The 20125-nt window shown below is 44.9% G+C and carries 19 protein-coding genes, 1 pseudogene and 1 riboswitch; of the genes and pseudogenes, 14 read left to right on the top strand and 6 right to left on the bottom strand.

Annotation, left to right across the window (positions count from 1 at the left end; genetic code table 11):
* Window positions 1-240: 240 nt before the first annotated feature.
* Entirely contained in the window at window positions 241-1830 is a 1590-nt protein-coding gene (gene purH / locus PSF16_RS12835) for a bifunctional phosphoribosylaminoimidazolecarboxamide formyltransferase/IMP cyclohydrolase (protein ID WP_006657074.1), read from the top strand.
* A 15-nt stretch (window positions 1831-1845) separates the two neighbouring features.
* Window positions 1846-3132 (top strand): phosphoribosylamine--glycine ligase, encoded by a 1287-nt coding sequence (purD, locus tag PSF16_RS12830; protein WP_272689371.1) that lies wholly within the window; start codon window positions 1846-1848, stop codon window positions 3130-3132.
* Window positions 3133-3375: 243 nt separating this feature from the next.
* Here purD and PSF16_RS12825 read toward each other — a convergent pair whose 3' ends face one another.
* The 6 genes from PSF16_RS12825 to nudC form a co-directional block, all read right to left on the bottom strand.
* Window positions 3376-4059: a DUF1481 domain-containing protein gene (locus PSF16_RS12825; protein WP_006657072.1), complete on the bottom strand. Its 684-nt coding sequence runs from the start codon at window positions 4057-4059 to the stop codon at window positions 3376-3378.
* A 32-nt stretch (window positions 4060-4091) separates the two neighbouring features.
* On the bottom strand, window positions 4092-4364 hold the full coding sequence (locus PSF16_RS12820) for an HU family DNA-binding protein (protein WP_006657071.1): 273 nt from the start codon (window positions 4362-4364) through the stop codon (window positions 4092-4094).
* 199 nt (window positions 4365-4563) lie between these two features.
* On the bottom strand, window positions 4564-5151 hold the full coding sequence (locus tag PSF16_RS12815; protein ID WP_272689370.1) for a YjaG family protein: 588 nt from the start codon (window positions 5149-5151) through the stop codon (window positions 4564-4566).
* Between the two features lie 74 nt (window positions 5152-5225).
* Window positions 5226-5897 (bottom strand): deoxyribonuclease V, encoded by a 672-nt coding sequence (gene nfi, locus PSF16_RS12810; RefSeq protein ID WP_006657069.1) that lies wholly within the window; start codon window positions 5895-5897, stop codon window positions 5226-5228.
* Between the two features lie 136 nt (window positions 5898-6033).
* Window positions 6034-7098: a uroporphyrinogen decarboxylase gene (gene hemE, locus PSF16_RS12805; RefSeq protein WP_006657068.1), complete on the bottom strand. Its 1065-nt coding sequence runs from the start codon at window positions 7096-7098 to the stop codon at window positions 6034-6036.
* Window positions 7099-7186: 88 nt separating this feature from the next.
* The gene (gene nudC / locus PSF16_RS12800) at window positions 7187-7975 is read right to left on the bottom strand and encodes an NAD(+) diphosphatase (RefSeq protein WP_272689369.1); all 789 of its coding nucleotides are present in this window, start codon (window positions 7973-7975) and stop codon (window positions 7187-7189) included.
* A gap of 228 nt (window positions 7976-8203) precedes the next feature.
* Between nudC and PSF16_RS12795 the strand changes: the two are divergent.
* The 12 genes and pseudogenes from PSF16_RS12795 (at window position 8204) to thiH (ending at window position 19489) form a co-directional block, all read left to right on the top strand.
* Window positions 8204-9256: pseudogene (locus PSF16_RS12795) on the top strand (ABC transporter substrate-binding protein).
* A 23-nt stretch (window positions 9257-9279) separates the two neighbouring features.
* A complete protein-coding gene (locus PSF16_RS12790; RefSeq protein WP_272689368.1) occupies window positions 9280-10098 on the top strand; it encodes an alkaline phosphatase family protein in 819 nt (272 codons plus the stop codon).
* Window positions 10098-11000, top strand: coding sequence for an ABC transporter permease (locus PSF16_RS12785; protein WP_112860920.1), 903 nt, complete (start codon window positions 10098-10100; stop codon window positions 10998-11000). The genes PSF16_RS12790 and PSF16_RS12785 overlap by 1 nt, the downstream gene beginning before the upstream one ends.
* On the top strand, window positions 10987-11802 hold the full coding sequence (locus tag PSF16_RS12780) for an ABC transporter permease (protein ID WP_154603139.1): 816 nt from the start codon (window positions 10987-10989) through the stop codon (window positions 11800-11802). Before PSF16_RS12785 ends, PSF16_RS12780 begins: the two co-directional genes overlap by 14 nt.
* Entirely contained in the window at window positions 11799-12815 is a 1017-nt protein-coding gene (locus tag PSF16_RS12775) for an ABC transporter ATP-binding protein (protein ID WP_272689367.1), read from the top strand. Before PSF16_RS12780 ends, PSF16_RS12775 begins: the two co-directional genes overlap by 4 nt.
* A 32-nt stretch (window positions 12816-12847) precedes the next feature.
* Window positions 12848-13525, top strand: a complete 678-nt coding sequence (locus PSF16_RS12770; RefSeq protein WP_272689366.1) for an HAD family hydrolase — start codon at window positions 12848-12850, stop codon at window positions 13523-13525.
* Window positions 13526-13776: 251 nt separating this feature from the next.
* Window positions 13777-13889: riboswitch (TPP riboswitch) on the top strand.
* Window positions 13890-14033: 144 nt separating this feature from the next.
* Window positions 14034-16001 (top strand): phosphomethylpyrimidine synthase ThiC, encoded by a 1968-nt coding sequence (thiC, locus tag PSF16_RS12765; protein ID WP_272689365.1) that lies wholly within the window; start codon window positions 14034-14036, stop codon window positions 15999-16001.
* Window positions 15985-16662, top strand: a complete 678-nt coding sequence (gene thiE / locus PSF16_RS12760; RefSeq protein WP_006657059.1) for a thiamine phosphate synthase — start codon at window positions 15985-15987, stop codon at window positions 16660-16662. The genes thiC and thiE overlap by 17 nt, the downstream gene beginning before the upstream one ends.
* Complete coding sequence (locus PSF16_RS12755) at window positions 16652-17410, top strand: HesA/MoeB/ThiF family protein (protein WP_006657058.1); 759 nt, start codon at window positions 16652-16654, stop codon at window positions 17408-17410. The genes thiE and PSF16_RS12755 overlap by 11 nt, the downstream gene beginning before the upstream one ends.
* Window positions 17398-17598: a sulfur carrier protein ThiS gene (gene thiS, locus PSF16_RS12750; protein WP_006657057.1), complete on the top strand. Its 201-nt coding sequence runs from the start codon at window positions 17398-17400 to the stop codon at window positions 17596-17598. Before PSF16_RS12755 ends, thiS begins: the two co-directional genes overlap by 13 nt.
* Window positions 17599-17600: 2 nt before the next feature.
* Window positions 17601-18368 (top strand): thiazole synthase, encoded by a 768-nt coding sequence (locus PSF16_RS12745; RefSeq protein ID WP_006657056.1) that lies wholly within the window; start codon window positions 17601-17603, stop codon window positions 18366-18368.
* Window positions 18368-19489, top strand: coding sequence for a 2-iminoacetate synthase ThiH (thiH, locus tag PSF16_RS12740; RefSeq protein ID WP_036963419.1), 1122 nt, complete (start codon window positions 18368-18370; stop codon window positions 19487-19489). The genes PSF16_RS12745 and thiH overlap by 1 nt, the downstream gene beginning before the upstream one ends.
* The last annotated feature ends 636 nt before the right edge of the window (window positions 19490-20125 follow it).

Genomic DNA, 20125 nt, shown 5'->3' with positions numbered 1-20125 from the left:
AAGATTTTTTACGGTTTTTAGTTCAACTGCTGCATTCCACAGCAAAACCCCTAGTTATACCCACTTACACACAGATTTATCCACAGACGGAAAAATAGTGAAAAAAGTCCGCGCATTACGCAAACGTTTGCGCTACAATTAGCGCGAAAATTCGGCATTGATTTTATTTTGATGCTCTGAAATTGTAAGTGACTTATATATAGATATTGCTTCTTTATCCAAATCCAAGGGATCTATCTCATGCAACAGCTTCGTCCTATTCGCCGTGCCCTGCTTAGTGTGTCTGATAAAACAGGGGTTGTTGAATTCGCTAAGGCGCTTTCTCACCGTGGTGTTGAACTGCTTTCTACTGGTGGAACCGCTAAATTATTAGCAGAGCAAGGCCTTAAGGTCACTGAAGTTTCAGATTACACAGGTTTTCCTGAAATGATGGATGGACGTGTTAAAACTCTGCACCCGAAAGTGCATGGTGGGATCTTAGGTCGTCGTGGTAAAGATGACGCCATCATGCAGCAACATGACATCGCACCTATTGATATGGTGGTTGTAAACCTTTATCCATTTGCTCAAACCGTCGCAAAACCAAACTGTACATTAGAAGATGCGGTTGAGAATATCGATATTGGTGGTCCAACAATGGTTCGCTCAGCAGCAAAGAACCATAAAGACGTGGCTATCGTAGTTAATAGTAATGACTACAGCAAAATTATCGAAGAGATGGATAACCACGAAAATTCGCTGAACTGGTCAACACGCTTTGACTTAGCCATCAAAGCCTTCGAACATACCGCCGCTTATGACAGCATGATTGCTAACTATTTTGGCGAGCTCGTTGCACCATACTACGGTGATACAACTCAACCATCTGGTCGCTTCCCTCGTACCTTGAATTTAAACTTTATTAAAAAGCAAGATATGCGCTATGGCGAAAACAGCCATCAAGATGCCGCTTTCTATATAGAAGAGAACCCGAAAGAAGCCTCTATTGCGACGGCTAACCAAATTCAAGGTAAAGCACTTTCTTATAATAATATCGCGGATACCGACGCAGCTCTGGAATGTGTTAAGTCGTTCGATGAACCAGCCTGCGTGATCGTTAAACACGCTAACCCTTGTGGCGTTGCCATTGGCGAGAATATTCATGCCGCTTATGATAAAGCATTCAAAACTGACCCAACCTCTGCATTTGGTGGCATCATCGCGTTTAACCGCCAGTTAGATAAAGCAACCGCAGAAGCCATCATTGAACGCCAGTTTGTTGAAGTGATTATTGCGCCTTCAATTGCAGAAGATGCTCTACCTTCTTTATCAACAAAACAAAACGTGCGCGTTTTGGTGTGCGGTGAATGGAGCAAACCTGCTGCCGGTTTGGATTTCAAACGCGTGAATGGTGGTTTATTGGTTCAAGACCGTGACTTAGGTATGGTAGAAGCCGAAGATTTACGCGTTGTGACAACACGTCAGCCAACTGAGCGTGAATTAAAAGACGCACTATTCTGTTGGAAAGTCGCCAAATTCGTGAAATCAAATGCGATTGTTTATTCTAAAAATGACATGACCATCGGGATTGGCGCTGGCCAAATGAGCCGTGTTTACTCCGCAAAAATTGCAGGTATCAAAGCTGCTGACGAAGGTTTAGAAGTTGCAGGCTGTGCTATGGCATCTGATGCATTCTTCCCATTCCGTGATGGTATCGATGCGGCTGCCGCTGTTGGTGTAACTTGCGTTATCCAACCAGGTGGTTCTATTCGTGATGATGAAGTGATTGCCGCAGCAAATGAGCACGGTATCGCCATGATCTTCACTAACATGCGTCATTTCCGTCATTAATTGCTAGGGGTTTCTATGAATATTCTGATTATTGGTGGCGGTGGTCGCGAACACGCTTTGGCATGGAAAGCAGCTCAATCTCCATTAGCAGACAAAGTCTATGTTGCACCGGGTAATGCGGGTACGGCTCTTGAGCCAGCATTGGAAAATGTCGATATCTCAGCAACTGACATTGATGGCTTACTGCAATTTGCCAAAGATAAGCAAGTTGATTTAACCATCGTGGGTCCCGAAGCTCCCTTAGTGATTGGTGTCGTTGATGCCTTCAAACAAGCAGGTTTAACCATTTTTGGTCCAACCCAAGGTGCTGCGCAATTAGAAGGTTCTAAAGCGTTCACTAAGGATTTTTTAGCCCGTCACAATATCCCAACCGCGGCCTATGAAAACTTTACTGAAATTGAACCCGCTCTGGCATATTTAGATAAAGTTGGTGCTCCAATCGTTATCAAAGCTGACGGTCTTGCTGCTGGTAAAGGTGTGATTGTCGCCATGACGCTGCAAGAAGCTAAAGATGCCGTCCATGATATGCTGGCTGGCAACGCGTTCGGTGATGCTGGTCATCGTATCGTTATTGAAGAATTCTTAGAGGGTGAAGAAGCCAGCTTTATTGTTATGGTTGACGGTGAAAATGTCATTCCAATGGCAACTAGCCAAGATCATAAACGCGTTGGTGATGGTGACACAGGTTTAAACACGGGTGGCATGGGGGCCTATTCACCCGCTCCCGTCGTCACTGATGAAGTTCACCAGCGTGTGATGGAGCAAGTGATTTATCCAACTGTTAAAGGGATGGATCAAGAAGGTAATCGCTATCAAGGTTTCTTATATGCGGGCTTGATGATTGATAAAGCTGGCAATCCGAAAGTGATCGAATTTAACTGCCGCTTTGGCGACCCTGAAACTCAGCCAATTATGATGCGCTTGCAATCTGATTTAGTCGCTCTGTGTTTAGCGGGTGCTAAAGGTGAACTCGCAGGTAAAGATTCCCTGTGGGATGAACGTCCAGCGCTCGGTGTCGTGATTGCGGCAGGTGGATACCCAGGGGATTATCGCAATGGCGATGTGATTTCGGGTCTACCAACATCAGAAGCAGCTGATAGCAAAGTGTTCCACGCAGGTACCAAGCTAAACCAAGCAGGTGAAGTCGTCACTGCCGGCGGACGTGTTCTGTGTGTCACTGCGTTAGGTAATGACATCGCAAAAGCCCAAGCTAAAGCGTATGAAGTTGCCAAGACTATCAATTGGTCTGGCAGCTTCTATCGCAACGATATCGGCTACCGTGCCATCGCTCGTATTAAGTAATAGAACAAATAATAGAAGCAAATAACCCACAAGCTGATAAGAGGAAACTTTTATCAGCTTTTTGCTTTTGAATTTTTGCTTTTTGCTTTTTGCCTTTGACCTTCACCCAGCCAATGGCTCTAAGTCTTTCGAATCACAGCAAAGCTGCAAGAGAGAGAATCTCTAGGAGCATACATGAGTATGTGACTAGATTAAACGAACGTAGCAATACAGCGGTGGTTCGAAAGACGACGAGCAGTGAGATTAGAGCGAATCTTTAGAAGGCTGCCAGCTGCAAAAATTAGTATCCGCCACCATCAAAAGCTGATTTCCCTCTGGTGACTCTAACCATGCCAGATTCAACTCTTTCGTCCACACTTTTGCTCTGTCATCTAACCATTTCTGGGCATACGGCTCAAACGTCACTTTGCGTTCATCACCGCTGCAAGTGGTAATTTTACCTTGCTTCCAATGTCCTTGGTGTAGCTCTACACCACCGACAATCAACGCAGTATTAATATCCAAGATACGGTCGGCTTCAAAACGCCAACGGTTAATGTCATCGGAAGACAGTGGCGTTTTGATATTGTTTTGCGCGCGCTGCATAAACACAATTTCATTATCTTTACTAAAGCGCAGTTGCTCAGTGATGTTATTGACCCCTTGATTAAGGACCTGGCTGCGAATCTGCCACAATTTGCCATCACGATATTCGAAGAAATTAACTGAGGTATCGGTTCTTTTATAGGGGCTATACACCACCATTAAGACCAACGGCTGACTCTTCGCATCATTCAGTCTCCACATTCGGATTACGCCTTCATCGGCAATAAATCCGCTGGCACTAAACTCAGGGAGTCGAGGCGAATTAGAAGAACAGGCGCTTAGTATTGAGACTGCTCCCAATACCAGCAACCTTTGACGAATAAACAAAAGGGGTAACTTCATACCCCCTCTGGTAATTCTCGTAGACAATGTACTTATTTTACAGCGTCTTTCAGTGCTTTACCGGCAGAGAACGCTGGTACAGTTGTTGCAGGAATTTGGATTTCTGCTTTAGTTTGTGGGTTACGACCGGTACGAGCTGCACGGTGGCTAACTTTAAAAGTACCGAAACCGACCAGTTGTACTGCTTCGCCGCTTTTCAGAGAATCTGAAATTGCGCTCAGAGTTGCTTCTAAAGCTGCTTTAGCTTGAGTTTTAGTCAGATCTGCTGATTCTGCGATAGCATCAACTAATTCAGTCTTGTTCATAAATTATCCTTACACAGTGTGTTTATCGTTTGCAAAGCATCGAGTGCGTCGGATATGCCAGATAGACAGCCCCTGATACACGCCCCCGATAGCCACTTCTTCTCGCCCCTAAATGTAGAACAGAGTAGGGGTAAATGTGAAGTCTTAGTACACAGCATTACTGCTTTAAGTCACGTTTTCACGCATAAAAACGCAAAATTTAGGCAACAGTAATGCCGATATTGCTGACACCCGCTTCGCAGAGGTCAGATCTTAATCCTTTAATTAACTCTAAGTCTCGTTCTTCGCAAGCGGCTAATAAGCGGAAAATGTCCCACTGAATGTCCCACTCTTCTTCCACAGCGGGCACGTCTTTTAGCTCTTCATCAGTCATTTCACGCCCTGCTTGGGTCATTTCCAGCATAGCAACAGTACGAATCGATGCTTCACTGACTAAGATTGCGTGTTCAAGGGTTTCACCACTCAATTTAGCGTGGATGAGTTCACCTAAAGCAATACAAGCGTCGATAGCGGGATAAACACCGTACATATCGAAGTCATCGGCGACTGGAATAATTTCTTCTAACTTTTCTAACTGATTGTCGAAATTGACTTTGCTATCTTTGATAACCAAGGTTTCCCAGATTAAATCAAGGATGGCACGATAAACCTTCACATCAGCAAATTCAGTTTGCTGGCAAAACATTTGATAGTTAGGATACATTCTCTCGCACAGACATGCCATGAAGGTCACATGCTGCCAGCTTTCTAGTTTCTCTAACCTCAAATGAATAGGATTTCTTAACATAATTTCTGACTCATCAATCTCAATACTTCGCAGTTTACCTGAAAATCTGCCAATGCCACATATTTTGCTGATAATTAGCCAATTTTCTCATTCATTCGCTTAAAAAATGTTCGATTAGAAGCAATTCCGTCAGCAAATCGGGTCGGTTCCGGTAATCGATACCCCTGAATACACCGTTTTACCCACTCTAACGAGGAAATAAAACTGACTTTGTGACCCGGAGAAACATATAAAGGATTGCACCGTTTTTTACTGCGATAAACCCACCCTAACTGCTCTTGACCCACCTTCAATATTTGGACACTTTCAGGTTCTGCATTGAGCTCAACATCATCACCACATAAACGACTTTTAGCTACCCCTATTGTCGGTACATTGGCAAGTAATCCAAAATGGCAAGCTACACCAAAACGCCGTGGGTGCGCAATACCTTGACCGTCCACCAGCACTAAGTCGGGTTTTTGTTGGATTTTTTCCCATGCTGCCATTAGACCGGGCACTTCGCGAAACGAAAGTAACCCTGGAATATAAGGTAACTGAGTAGGTACCCGAGCTATTTGATACTCAACTAATTGCAGATCAGGCCATGATAACACCACGATCACCGCGCGAGTCACCGTGCCATCTTGCTCAAAACCAACATCCGCACCACCAATAAAATGAGGGGGAACAAATTCATCCTGCAAAATCACTCTTTCGGCTAACTGAATCTGCTGTTTTCGTAGTTGCTGAGTATCAATCACCATCACGGGACCACCGTTAATAAGGATTAATCATAGATGATAATGATGCACTTACAAGATCCAGTAAATGCATCACATATTAAGAGGTTCAGATAGAGGTAGAAAGCTACTCCGCTCTACCTCTATTGTGTCTTAGAAACTACAGATGATACTGACGAGATAAACGATGAACAGCATCCACAAAAGCACCTGCATGTTCAGGCTCAACATCTTGGTGAATACCATGACCTAAGTTGAATACGTGCCCTTCGCCTTGACCAAAACCCGCTAAGATATGCTGGACTTCTTGTTCAATACGCGCAGGCGGCGCATATAACATAGAAGGATCCATATTCCCTTGCAGTGCAACTTGGTCACCTACGCGACGGCGTGCATCTGCAATTTCAGTCGTCCAATCAAGACCTAACGCATCACAACCTGTCGCTGCCATCTCTTCTAGCCACTGGCCGCCACCTTTCGTAAACAGTGTGACTGGAACACGACGCCCTTCATTTTCACGGATTAAGCCATCGACAATTTTATGCATATAGCGTAGGGAAAACTCTAAATAATCGCGCTTAGTCAGCACGCCACCCCATGTATCGAAAATCATCAGAGATTGAGCACCTGCTCGCACCTGTGCATTCAAATACAAAATCACGCTATCGGCGAGTTTATCAAGCAGTAAATGAAGCGTATTTGGATCTTCATACATCATCTTTTTAATTTTGGTGAATGCTTTACTGCTACCGCCTTCCACCATATAAGTCGCTAATGTCCACGGGCTACCAGAGAAACCAATCAGAGGTACATCCCCCTTTAACGCTTTACGAATGGCTCGAACGGCGTCCATCACATAACCCAGCTCCATTTCAGGATCAGGAACTGGAATATTTTTGACATCCGCAGCGCTTGCTACTGGTTTCTTAAAACGAGGACCTTCCCCTGCTTCAAAATAGAGCCCAAGCCCCATTGCATCAGGGATAGTTAAAATATCAGAAAAGAGAATTGCGGCGTCTAATGGAAAACGACGTAATGGCTGTAAAGTCACTTCACACGCCAGCTCGGTGTTTTTGCATAAAGACATAAAATCACCAGCTTCTGCGCGAGTTGCTTTATATTCTGGTAGGTAACGCCCTGCTTGACGCATCATCCAAACTGGGGTCACATCTACAGGTTGACGTAGCAACGCACGTAGATAGCGGTCATTTTTCAACTCAGTCATTATTTACTCCATTATTATTGTGGCCGCCGCAAATGGCTAAGGCGCCATATTATACCAGCAAAGGGAAACAATATCAGCGCCAGCGCAATTAGTGGTTATCTTCATCAAATTGACGGCATAGCACCACCGTATCTTCAATTAATCGCCGAGCAATTGTGTCACCTGGGGGGATTAACGGTAGGTCGTTATAGTGATACCAATTAGCGCTGACCAACTCTTTGGGGTCCACTTGAATATCCCCACCATCATAGTCTGCTAAAAAGCCCATCATCAACGAATGAGGGAATGGCCATGGCTGGGAAGAGACATAACGAATATTCCGCACTTTTATATGGCTCTCTTCCATCACTTCGCGAGCCACTGCCTCTTCTAAGGTTTCCCCTACTTCCACAAACCCTGCTAACACCGTAAACAGCGGATTTTGTGAATGCCGACGATGTTGTGCCAGCAAAATATGATCATCACGACGAATACCGACGATAATACAAGGTGCGATTTGCGGGTAGTAACGCTCATGGCAGTGGTCACACAAACATGCCCACTCCGTAGAACTATGACGCATCGCCGTACCGCAATAGCCACAATAGCGGTGTGAGCGATAAAACTCAGCTAATTGTACACCTCGCCCAGCAAGGCGAAATAAGCCTTCATCTTGAGAAGCCACTACGCGAGGGGATGCCATATCTGATGGCATTTTTTCCGCAATCAACCAAACAACTTCCCCTTGCCATTCGCCAATCGGTGTTGCTAATTTTCCGGTTAATCCAAATTGTTGCGCTGCGCCTCGAGGAATATCGCTTTGCGGTAGCCATAGGCGACCCGCAAAACAGACAAACCACCAGCCACTTTCCGTTCCTGCTAATGTGTGTTTATTCATTATGGTTCTCTATTTCAACACTTTTTATTGCGGTTAAAGATACGCTTGTTTTATAGATTGGCATACAACCGTTTGATTCGTCACTCCCCTTTCATCATTTTGACACTTTTTAGACATTTTAAAGTCACTACGTCTAAAAAGTGTCACACAACCGTCAATTCATTGTCATCTTGAATAATTAGCATGCCAATTAACCAATACGGCGACTCTTATAGAGAGAGAAACAAAATGAAAGCTATTGTACCTGCAATTTTACTGTCACTCAGCGCCTCTCAAATGGCTTTTGCCGCTGACAGTGATTTAACCAAACTTATCGAAGCTGCAAAAAAAGAAGGTCAAGTTTATAGCGTTGGGATGCCTGACACATGGGCAAACTGGAAAGGCACATGGCAAGATTTATCGGCTCAATATGGTTTAAAACATCAAGATACGGACATGAGCTCCGCGCAAGAAATCGCAAAGTTTGCCGCTGAGAAAAATAATGCCACAGCGGATATCGGTGACGTGGGTGCGTCCTTTGGACCGGTTGCCGTACAAAAAGGCGTGACTCAGCCGTACAAACCGACCACTTGGTCACAAGTGCCGGACTGGGCAAAAGATAAAGATGGTCATTGAGCGCTGGCTTATACCGGTACTATCGCGTTCATGATCAATAAAGACTTAGTTAAAGACACACCAAAAAGCTGGGATGACTTACTCAAAGGTAAATATAAAGTTACCGTAGGGGATGTCGGTATTGCCGCACAAGCCAATAATGCGGTTTTAGCGGCGGCATTTGCTCGTGGCGGCGATGAAAATAATCTGAAGCCTGCTATTGAATTTTTCGGTGAGCTCGCCAAACAAAAACGTTTATCTGTGAATGACCCAACCGTTGCCAATATTGAAAAAGGTGAAGTTGAAGTCGGTATTTTATGGGACTTTAATGCCCTGAACTATCGTGACCAAATCAACCGCGACCGATTTATTGTCGTCATCCCATCTGACGGTAGCGTGATCTCCGGTTACACCACCATCATCAACAAATTCGCCAAAAATCCGAATGCTGCAAAATTAGCTCGCGAATTTATTTTTAGTGATAAAGGGCAAATCAATCTTGCAGAAGGTTATGCGCGCCCTATTCGTGCTCAACACCTAACATTGCCAGCAGAAATCCAAGCTAAATTACTTCCAGAAGAACAGTATAAAAATGTTCATCCGATCAAAGATGCCGAAGGTTGGGAAAAGTCATCGCGTAATTTACCGAAAATGTGGCAGCAACAAGTGTTAATTCACCAACAATAATTGCGATTAGGAACCACAGTCTGATGTCTGAAAAAGTCATACTTGTTGTTCTTGACGGTTTAAGTTATTCAGTAGCCCATCAATGTATGGGCTATCTCAATGGTCTTATCAAAGCCGACAGTGCAACACTTTATAAAATGGAGTGTGAACTCCCGTCTATGTCGCGCCCACTGTACGAATGTATTTTGACGGGGATCGCCCCCGTTCAAAGTGGCATCGTCAACAACGATGTGGTGCGACTTTCTCACTTCGAGAGCATCTTTTCACTGGCTCACCAAGCAGGTAAAACCACCGCTGCCGCTGCCTATTATTGGGTCAGTGAATTGTATAACCGCGCACCTTTTGATGCGAATCGTGACCGATTTACCCATGATAAACAGCTTCCTATTCAGCATGGATGCTTTTACCAAGCAGACCATTACCCTGATGACCATCTCTTTATGGACGCTGAATACCTACGTACCCAGCATGACCCCGATTTTTTGCTGATCCACCCGATGAATATTGATGATGCGGGTCATAAATTTGGATTCGATTCTCCGCAATACCGCAACGCCGCCCGTAAAGCAGATATTTATTTATCCCGCTATCTACCAATGTGGATCGCGCAAGGCTACCAAATCATCATCACCAGTGACCACGGGATGAATAATGACCGTAGCCACGGGGGAATCTTACCGGAAGAGTGCACGGTACCGCTGCTAATTATCGGGAATGCCTTTTCTCACCAACCCGATGTGCTCATAGAACAAACCGCGATTTGTGGCACGGTTTGCCAGTTACTTGGTGTACCTTTCTCAAACAAAACTGTCTGTGATGATTTACTGGCAGGAGGTCGCTAATGGCAGATATTCCAGCAAGTGATCCCCCCCATCAACACAGGGGAAGCCTAGCGATGTTAAATAAGCCCAATGTGCGTTTTCACTGGCGTGCAGCACTATTAATTGTGCCGTTTATTATCTTATTTTGCCTGTTTCAGATTGCCCCCATGATTTGGGTGTTATTCAACAGTTTTGTCTATGAAGAAGCGTGGTCTTTTGAAAATTACGTTGAAATCTTCACCAACGATTTCTATCTACAAGCGTTTCAAAACACCTTATGGTTATCACTAATTTGTAGTGTTGTTGGTCTGCTTATTGCCTGTGTTACTGCATTCTCTATTTATAAAATGCAGGGCAAAGTGCGCAATTTTATGATTTCGTTTACCACCATGGCGAGCAATTTTAGCGGTGTCCCATTAGCCTTCGCGTTTATCATTATTTTAGGTTTTAACGGCGCAATTACCTTACAGCTTAAAGCGTGGGGATGGATTGATGATTTTAATATCTACAGCGCCAGCGGCTTGATGCTCCTGTATATCTATTTCCAAATCCCGCTGGGAATTTTACTACTTTACCCTGCATTTGATGCCTTAAAACCTGAATGGGAAGATGCGGCTAAGACCATGGGGGCAAGCAAGCTCACTTATTGGCTGAAAGTAGGTATTCCGGTGATTTCCCCTGCCTTGCTAGGCACGTTTATTATCTTAGTGGCCAATGCGGTTGGCGCCTATGCCAGCACTTATGCATTGACCAGTGGAAACTACAACTTAGTGACTATCCGCATTGCCAGTCTTGTCTCTGGCGACCTATTCTTAGAACCCAATATGGCAGCTGCACTGTCCGTTGTGCTGATTGCGATCCTCGGGTTTATCACCGCCATCCACCACTGGCTATTAAAGCGGAGCTACCATGCTAAATCCTAATATTCGTAGCCCAAAAGCACCGAGCTTACTGTTTCATAAAATGGTGCTCGGCACTGTTGCCGCTATTCTTGCGCTGCCAATTATCGCCACTTTTATTTACTCCATTTCGAGCTCATGGGGCGCGACGATTATGCCTGATGCCCTTTCCATCAAATGGTATCTGCAACTGTGGCAAGATCCGCGCTTTTTAATGGCATTTGGACGATCGCTCTTGATCTGCTTTGGCACATTACTGATCAGCGTACTGGTCATTTTACCGATGACTTTCGCCGTGTTTTACCGCTTTCCAAAACTCAAAGGGTTGATGGATTTATTAATCATTCTTCCTTTTGCGATACCGCCCGTTGTCTCTTCCGTCGGCTTACTGCAAATTTTTGCCGATGAGCCATTTATGTTGGTCGGTACGCCGTGGATTCTAATTGGTACTTACTTCACTATCACATTGCCATTTATGTACCGCGCACTCGCCAATAGTTTCCAAGGGATCAACCTGCATGACTTAATGGATGCCGCCCATTTACTCGGCGCCAGCACGTTTAAAGCCTTTTTAATGATAGTGCTCCCAAATATCCGTAAAGGGTTATTGGTGTCTTTGCTAATTTCTTTTTCATTTTTAATGGGCGAATTCGTGTTTGCTAATATTCTAGTGGGAACCCGTTTCGAAACCTTGCAGATCTATCTCTTCAATATGCGCCAAACCAGCGGACACTTTACCTCGGCATTGGTGATGTCCTACTTCCTATTTACGTTGTTGCTCACGTGGTTAGCAACGCGCTTGAATCGTGAGGGAAATGAACGATGAGCTACGTTATTGCCGAAAACCTAACAAAATCCTTTGGTCAGAACCAAGTATTCTCCGATATCCAGTTTACGATTGAACAAGGGGAATTTATTACGCTATTGGGGCCAAGTGGCTGCGGAAAATCCACCTTACTCCGTTGTATTGCGGGGCTGGAGCAACCCGATAGCGGGGAACTCTATATTAACCGCCAAAATATCACTCACCAGCCCGCTCAACAGCGTGGGGTGGGTATGGTATTTCAAAGCTATGCCTTATTCCCAAACATGACCGTCGCAGAGAATATTGCCTTTGGATTAAAGATGCGAAAAGTGTCTGCGACTGAACGCAACAAAGCGGTTTGCGAAGTGATTGATATGGTTGAGCTACAAGGCAAAGAGAACCAATACCCGCATCAACTTTCGGGAGGTCAGCGCCAACGTGTCGCACTTGCGCGCGCACTGGTGATGAAACCGCAAATTTTGCTTCTCGACGAACCGTTATCGGCGCTTGATGCCCGTATTCGCAAACACCTGCGCCAACAAATTCGTGAGATCCAGCGCGAACTCGGGCTCACGACCATTTTCGTCACTCACGATCAAGATGAAGCGATGATTATGTCTGACCGCATTTTTTTAATGAATAAAGGCGCAATTATTCAAAGCGATACCGCTGAAAACATCTATACTCAACCTGCCACTGAGTTTGTCGCACGCTTTATGGGACATTACAATTTAGTCGATGCCGAGAAAGCCAATGGGATGCTAGGTGTCAATTTACAAGGAACTCTCGCCATTCGCCCAGAATCTATTTATGTTCGTGAAACGGGAAGACAGTATGGTAGCCATATTTCTGCACCTGTAGATGCAGTGATCCTTGACCACCAACTGCTCGGAAATATCATTCGCTACAGCGTCAATACCCCTGCTGGCGATATGACGGTAGATCTTCTTAATCGCTCTTCTGAACGTTTGTTTGAACCGGGCACGCACCTTGAGTTAATGTTTAATAAAAATGAAATTCGAGCGCTAAGTTAATTTGCAATAAGTGAGCCATTGAAAGGAACCTCATGCCAAACCAGTCTACACAAACCAAATTAGCCATTTTTGATTTAGACGATACGCTTATTCGCGGAGACAGCAGCGTGCTGTGGACACAATATTTGTGGGATAAAAAAATCATCACAGACCCGCGTTTCGTCGAAGCCGATAAAGAGATGATGGAACTGTACAACGCCGGCAATTTGGATATGGTGACTTACTTAAAGTCTAATTTGCAGACTCTCGAAGGCATCAAGATAGAGCTAGTCGATGAATGGCTAGAGGATTTTGTTGAGACGATTATCCTTCCACGTGTTTACCCAACCGCCTTAAGTACGATCACATCATACCGATCGCAAGGGATCCCGATCATTGTGATCTCGGCAACCGTGTCGTTTATTGTGAACAAAATCGCTGATCGTCTTGGAGCTGACGTCTCCATGGGAATCGATATTAAGCGTTCAAATGGCTGCTACACGGCCGAAGTTGACGGTATTCCGACCTTTAAAGAAGGTAAAGTTAAGCGTTTAACACAGTGGATCTCCCACCAGCCAATCACCGATGCGTATATTTATTTCTACACCGATTCCGCCAATGATTTACCAATGTGCTATTTTGCCGATGAGACGTTCATCATCAACGGCGACTCACGCCTTCTCCAAGCCGCCAATGAAAACCACTGGCCGCAATATTCGTGGAGTTTATAAAACCCCTATTTAACCAACCTAGTTTTAACTTTTAACTCTTAATTTCTAGGTTTTGGATTTTTAGGTTTTTAACTAACTGCCTTTCAAAGGTTCCTCTAAATTATTCGTGCTAGAGGAAGGCGGCAAACTAAGATATCCCTAGGAGCATACACAAGTATGTGACTAGGGTAGCTTAGTGAAGCCAACGCACCTATCGCGCGAAGAATGACGAGGAAAATGCTTGAGAATCACAGGAAGCTCTCTATACTGATTAACTCTTGTCGGAGTGCCTAGTATGCATTTGCATCAGGCTGAGACCGTTAATTCGGGATCCGCGGAACCTGATCGGGTTAATACCCGCGAAGGGAACAAGAGTAATCTTCTCGCACGATCTTCCCCGCCCTTGGTGGATATTTCGTTGCAACGCCACACCATTACTCCTCCGAACTCCAGACAAGCAACTTTCTTTCGATAAACCCGCTATTGGCGCACTACGCCGTATAGCCTGTGACGATGTCAGGAAATTGCTATGTCCAATAATACGAATAATTCTGTTATACCGAGTACCGATATTTCACCTAAAGCTGCGCCAGCACGTACCCGAAAAGCGCAACGTGATGCCGCGGAAGACTTTATCAATACCATTTCCGGCGTTTCATTCCCTAACTCCAAACGTATTTATCTCCTAGGCTCACGGGACGATATCCAAGTGCCTATGCGCGAAATTCAGCTCTCTCCAACACTCATCGGCGGTGATAAAGAGAATCCCAAATTTGAAGATAATGAAGCCGTTCCTGTGTATGACACTTCAGGTCCTTACGGCGATCCCGCTTCTGAACTCAATGTGCATAAGGGGTTGAAAAAAATCCGTGCGCCGTGGATCCATGAACGCGCCGATACCGTTGCTGTTGAGAATCTCAGCTCGGACTTTACCCAGCAGCGCTTAGCGGATGCGGGCTTAGACCACCTGCGTTTTAATAATCGCCCTGCACCGCTGAAAGCCCAAACCGGAAAATGCGTCACTCAGCTACACTATGCGCGCCAAGGCATAGTGACTCCAGAAATGGAATTTATCGCTATTCGTGAAAATATGGGGCGTGAGCGTATTCGCAGCAAAGTATTGCGCCAACAACACCCGGGGCAAAGTTTTGGGGCTATTTTACCAGACAATATTACACCTGAGTTTGTACGCCAAGAGGTCGCTGCGGGTCGCGCAATTATCCCTGCCAATATTAACCATCCTGAATCTGAGCCGATGATTATTGGGCGTAATTTCTTAGTGAAAGTTAACGCTAATATCGGTAACTCTTCGGTGACTTCATCTATCGAAGAAGAGGTAGAAAAACTGATTTGGTCCACGCGCTGGGGCGCAGACACTGTTATGGACTTATCGACAGGTCGCTATATACATGAAACCCGCGAGTGGATTTTGCGTAATAGTCCAGTGCCAATCGGTACAGTGCCTATCTATCAAGCTCTGGAAAAAGTGAATGGCGTTGCCGAAAACCTCACTTGGGAAATGTTCCGCGATACGCTGTTAGAACAAGCAGAACAAGGCGTTGATTACTTTACTATCCATGCTGGCGTATTACTGCGCTATGTACCAATGACAGCTAAACGTCTGACGGGCATTGTTTCCCGTGGCGGTTCTATCATGGCGAAATGGTGTTTATCCCACCATCAGGAAAACTTCCTGTATGAACATTTCCGTGAAATTTGCGAAATTTGCGCCGCCTATGATGTTTCACTCTCATTAGGGGATGGGCTGCGTCCGGGGTCTGTGCAAGATGCTAACGACGAAGCCCAATTCTCAGAATTACATACCTTAGGCGAACTGACCAAGATCGCATGGGAATATGATGTACAGGTGATGATTGAAGGTCCTGGGCATGTACCAATGCAAATGATCCGTCGCAATATGACCGAAGAATTAGAGCACTGCCATGAAGCGCCATTCTATACATTAGGTCCTCTAACGACGGATATTGCGCCGGGTTATGATCATTTCACTTCCGGTATTGGTGCCGCCATGATTGGTTGGTTTGGCTGTGCAATGTTGTGCTATGTCACCCCCAAAGAGCACCTTGGTTTACCGAACAAAGAAGACGTCAAACAAGGGCTGATTACCTACAAAATTGCCGCCCATGCAGCTGATTTAGCAAAAGGTCATCCAGGTGCGCAAATTCGTGATAACGCAATGTCCAAAGCGCGTTTTGAGTTCCGTTGGGAAGACCAATTTAATCTTGCTCTTGACCCAGAAACGGCGCGTAAATATCACGATGAAACCCTACCGCAAGCTTCTGGGAAAATAGCTCACTTCTGCTCAATGTGTGGACCAAAATTCTGCTCAATGAAAATTTCCCAAGAAGTTCGTGACTATGCGGCACAAAAAGAAGCGGGAATGGAGCAGATGTCTGAAGCTTTTCGCGCCCACGGAAGTGAGCTCTATCATGGGGCTGAGATTACTGAGGTCGTGAGTGATGAACAAAACGCTTAAATTACCGAAGAGTCCATTTCCACAGACTGAGCATCGCCTTGGTCTGTACCCTGTCGTGGATTCGGTTGAATGGATTGAACGCCTGCTAAATGCAGGTGTTTCCACCTTGCAATTACGAATCAAAGACAAACAAGATAGCGAAGTTCATGAGCAAATTCAGCGCGCGATTGCACTTGGCAAGCAACATAATGCCCGATTATTTATTAATGACTATTGGCGTTTAGCCGTAGAGTTAGGGGCATATGGCGTACATTTGGGACAAGAAGATCTGGACACAACCGACCTTATCGCCATTCATCAAGCGGGGTTACGGCTGGGGATCTCCACCCACGATCCCGATGAGGTCGCGATCGCCAAATCCATTCGTCCATCATATATCGCACTTGGACATATTTTTCCCACCCAAACCAAGCAGATGCCATCCACACCACAAGGTTTAGAAGCACTAAAACGGATGGTTATCGCGACACCCGAATTTCCGACGGTGGCAATCGGTGGAATTTCTATTGAGCGAGTGCCAGCCGTACTCGACACGGGCGTAGGTAGCATCGCTGTTGTTAGCGCGATAACCCAAGCAGAAGATTGGCAAGCTGCCACTCAAACGCTTCTTGATTTGATTGAACCAGCTTCTCGCTTAAAGGATAACGACCATGCTCAATGATCACGAATTTATGCGTTATAGTCGCCAGTTACTCCTTGAGGACGTCAGCCCTGAAGGGCAACAAAAACTCAAAGATAGTAAAGTGTTGATTGTTGGCTTAGGCGGGCTGGGTTCCCCTGCAAGCCTGTATTTAGCCGGTGCGGGTGTGGGTGAATTATGGATAGCCGATCATGATGATTTGCATATTTCTAACTTACAGCGCCAAGTCCTCTACAATACGCAGGATATTAACCAATCCAAGGCACAGCTAGCCGCTGCCCGCTTAAAGCAGCTCAATCCTCATACCAAAACGCGTATTTTCCAACAGAAATTAGATATTGATAGCTTATTCCCGCTGGTGGAACAGGTGAATCTGGTTCTCGACTGCTGCGATAACATGGCGACTCGCCATGCGGTCAATGCTGCCTGTGTTGCCAGCAATACACCATTAGTCAGCGGCAGCGCTGTGGGTTTTGGCGGACAACTAATGGTACTTGAGCCCCCATTTCAATTCGGTTGTTATGCATGTTTGTATCCCGACCAAGAAGAACCGCAACGCAACTGCCGTACCGCGGGTGTTTTAGGTCCCGTTGTTGGCGTGATGGGTACCTTACAAGCCTTAGAAGCTATCAAATTGCTGGTGGGGTTACCGTCCCCATTAAGTGGAAAATTGCGCCTGTTTGATGGAAAACAGCAGCAATGGAATACCTTGCAACTGACACCGTCAAAACAGTGCCCTGTCTGCCAAGAGGTCACATGCATATCATAATCAATGACCAGCCGATGGAGGTAGAAGGTCCTATTACCCTCCACCAGCTGCTCACTCAGCTCGAACAAAATCCATCAGGCTCTGCACTGGCGATCAATCAAGTCATCATTCCCAAAAGCCAGTGGGAAAGCCATTTTGTTAATGAACAAGACAACATTCTGCTGTTTCAAGCCATCGCAGGGGGTTAATAATGTTAAAAATTGCTGATGTCACATTTCAATCACGTTTATTCACTGGAACCGGTAAATTTGCTACGCCAGCCTTAATGCAGCAAGCCATTCAAGCCTCTGGTAGCCAGCTGGTGACCATGGCGATGAAACGCGTCAATTTACGTGGGCAAGATGACGGGATTTTACAACCACTTCAAGAACTTGGCGTTAAGTTACTTCCCAATACATCAGGTGCAAAAAATGCCCAAGAAGCTATCTTCGCCGCGCGTCTTGCCCGTGAAGCACTTGGCACCCATTGGGTTAAATTAGAAATTCATCCCGATATGCGCTATTTGCTTCCTGACCCGGTTGAAACATTGCTAGCTGCAGAGCAGTTAGTCAAAGAAGGCTTTGTGGTATTACCTTATTGCAGTGCTGACCCTGTTTTATGCAAACGGCTAGAAGAAGTGGGTTGTGCAGCAGTGATGCCTCTCGGCGCGCCAATTGGCACCAATAAAGGCTTGGTAACGAAAGAGATGCTCCAGATTATTATCGAGCAAGCTAACGTCCCTGTTGTTGTAGATGCTGGTATTGGTGCACCAAGCCACGCTGCCGAAGCCATAGAAATGGGGGCAGATGCCGTGCTAGTGAATACCGCCATCGCCGTTGCCAAGCAGCCTAAGCTAATGGCTCAAGCATTTAAAATGGCGATTGAAGCGGCACAACTCGCACGCCAAAGTGGACTTGCCGCTCAGAAACAACACGCTGAGGCTTCCAGCCCACTAACGCAATTTTTGGAGGCACTGTAATGGACAGAAGTTTCCGTGAACGTTGGGAACAGCTGGATTGGGATGACCTCACATTACGGATTAATGGAAAAACAGCTGCGGATGTAGAACAGGCGCTGCAACGTGATACTTTGACCCTCGATGATTTTATGGCGCTACTTTCGCCCGCAGCGCGACATTATATCGAGCCGATGGCTCAAAAAGCCCAACGCCTTACTCGCCAACGGTTTGGTCATGCGGTCGGTTTTTATGTCCCACTGTACCTTTCCAATCTGTGCGCAAATGACTGCACGTATTGCGGGTTCTCAATGAGTAACCGTATTAAACGTAAAACCCTTGATGAAGCCGAAATCATCAGTGAATGTGAAACCATTCGCCAAATTGGCTTTGACAGTTTGTTGCTGGTAACTGGTGAACACCAAACCAAAGTGGGTATGGACTATTTTCGCCGTTATCTCCCCGTAATTCGTCCTTATTTCAGCTCGTTGATGATGGAAGTTCAACCTTTGGGCACTGAAGAATATCGCGAGCTAAAAACCCTTGGGTTAGATGGGGTCATGGTGTACCAAGAAACCTACCATGAAGCCACTTATCAGCTTCACCATTTGAAAGGTAAAAAGCAGGACTTTCACTGGCGGTTAGCCACACCTGAACGTCTTGGACAAGCGGGTGTCGATAAGATTGGATTAGGCGCATTAATCGGACTTTCCAGTAGTTGGCGAACAGATTGCTATATGCTGGCAGAGCATCTGCTGTATATGCAACAACACTATTGGCAAAGCCGATATTCTATTTCATTTCCGCGTTTACGCCCTTGCGCTGGGGGAATTGAACCCGCTTCGTTAATGGGAGATGCCGAGCTAGTTCAGCTGATCTGTGCGTTTCGTTTACTCGCACCGACAGTAGAGCTTTCTCTCTCTACCCGCGAATCCCCTTATTTTCGTGATCATGTGGTACCACTGGCAATTAACAACGTCAGTGCTGGATCAAAAACGCAACCAGGGGGCTATGCAGATTCAAAAACCGAGTTAGAACAATTTTCACCAAATGATAATCGCAGTGCAGCTCAAGTCGCACATGCCTTAGTTCAGGCTGGATTACAGCCCGTTTGGAAAGACTGGGATGGTTATTTAGGACGTTAATTTATGTTTTATCGATGGGAAATATTTTCCGGAATATTTCCCATCAAATGGAACTCATAGAACGACATGTTTAATTTTTTAAATTATAATATTAAATCGATTACAAAAACTCGAGTAACAATTAAAAATAGAGATGAAGTTAAAAAACCAATAATATTTAAAATTTATTTTAATAATTTTTTAATATCTAATGATATTACGATAATAATATGACTGAAATTTAATTTTTCATTACCTTCGTTAAATATCAATTTACGTTAAGAAAGATGAATATCTAGCATTAAATATAATTCGCGGTAAGACATCTGAAATAACCAATGTATATCAATCAGATAAATTAAATAATAACACCTTACTTAGTGTGTGCATATTCTAGTTAAATTAGAAAACATTGCTACTCTTATTCATCTTTTTTAATCACTCTGTGTCTTCAATCAAAAAAAATAACTGGTCAGATATTTATTTCCTCATAATTCATGATAAAAGAATATAGCAATGAAGGGGCTTTACCTTCGTTGAAAGAACAAAAGTATAAAAATAATGCATCATAATGATGCTGGAGAATGAGAATAATGAATATTGTTGACCGTTTTATTTCTTATACCAAAATTAATACCACCACAAATAGGGAAAAAG

This window comes from Providencia sp. PROV033, from assembly GCF_028484855.1.
Classification (GTDB): domain Bacteria; phylum Pseudomonadota; class Gammaproteobacteria; order Enterobacterales; family Enterobacteriaceae; genus Providencia; species Providencia alcalifaciens.
Note: the sequence above shows the minus strand (reverse complement) of the source record. Positions and strands in the feature narration are given on the sequence as shown.

Excerpts from the sequence above, each read along its gene's own strand:
- purH (WP_006657074.1), top strand. The coding sequence starts at position 241 with ATGCAACAGCTTCGTCCTATTCGCCGTGCCCTGCTTAGTGTGTCTGAT.
- purD (WP_272689371.1), top strand. The coding sequence starts at position 1,846 with ATGAATATTCTGATTATTGGTGGCGGTGGTCGCGAACACGCTTTGGCA.
- PSF16_RS12825 (WP_006657072.1), bottom strand. The coding sequence starts at position 4,059 with ATGAAGTTACCCCTTTTGTTTATTCGTCAAAGGTTGCTGGTATTGGGA.
- PSF16_RS12820 (WP_006657071.1), bottom strand. The coding sequence starts at position 4,364 with ATGAACAAGACTGAATTAGTTGATGCTATCGCAGAATCAGCAGATCTG.
- PSF16_RS12815 (WP_272689370.1), bottom strand. The coding sequence starts at position 5,151 with ATGTTAAGAAATCCTATTCATTTGAGGTTAGAGAAACTAGAAAGCTGG.
- nfi (WP_006657069.1), bottom strand. The coding sequence starts at position 5,897 with ATGGTGATTGATACTCAGCAACTACGAAAACAGCAGATTCAGTTAGCC.
- hemE (WP_006657068.1), bottom strand. The coding sequence starts at position 7,098 with ATGACTGAGTTGAAAAATGACCGCTATCTACGTGCGTTGCTACGTCAA.
- nudC (WP_272689369.1), bottom strand. The coding sequence starts at position 7,975 with ATGAATAAACACACATTAGCAGGAACGGAAAGTGGCTGGTGGTTTGTC.
- PSF16_RS12790 (WP_272689368.1), top strand. The coding sequence starts at position 9,280 with ATGTCTGAAAAAGTCATACTTGTTGTTCTTGACGGTTTAAGTTATTCA.
- PSF16_RS12785 (WP_112860920.1), top strand. The coding sequence starts at position 10,098 with ATGGCAGATATTCCAGCAAGTGATCCCCCCCATCAACACAGGGGAAGC.
- PSF16_RS12780 (WP_154603139.1), top strand. The coding sequence starts at position 10,987 with ATGCTAAATCCTAATATTCGTAGCCCAAAAGCACCGAGCTTACTGTTT.
- PSF16_RS12775 (WP_272689367.1), top strand. The coding sequence starts at position 11,799 with ATGAGCTACGTTATTGCCGAAAACCTAACAAAATCCTTTGGTCAGAAC.
- PSF16_RS12770 (WP_272689366.1), top strand. The coding sequence starts at position 12,848 with ATGCCAAACCAGTCTACACAAACCAAATTAGCCATTTTTGATTTAGAC.
- thiC (WP_272689365.1), top strand. The coding sequence starts at position 14,034 with ATGTCCAATAATACGAATAATTCTGTTATACCGAGTACCGATATTTCA.
- thiE (WP_006657059.1), top strand. The coding sequence starts at position 15,985 with ATGAACAAAACGCTTAAATTACCGAAGAGTCCATTTCCACAGACTGAG.
- PSF16_RS12755 (WP_006657058.1), top strand. The coding sequence starts at position 16,652 with ATGCTCAATGATCACGAATTTATGCGTTATAGTCGCCAGTTACTCCTT.
- thiS (WP_006657057.1), top strand. The coding sequence starts at position 17,398 with ATGCATATCATAATCAATGACCAGCCGATGGAGGTAGAAGGTCCTATT.
- PSF16_RS12745 (WP_006657056.1), top strand. The coding sequence starts at position 17,601 with ATGTTAAAAATTGCTGATGTCACATTTCAATCACGTTTATTCACTGGA.
- thiH (WP_036963419.1), top strand. The coding sequence starts at position 18,368 with ATGGACAGAAGTTTCCGTGAACGTTGGGAACAGCTGGATTGGGATGAC.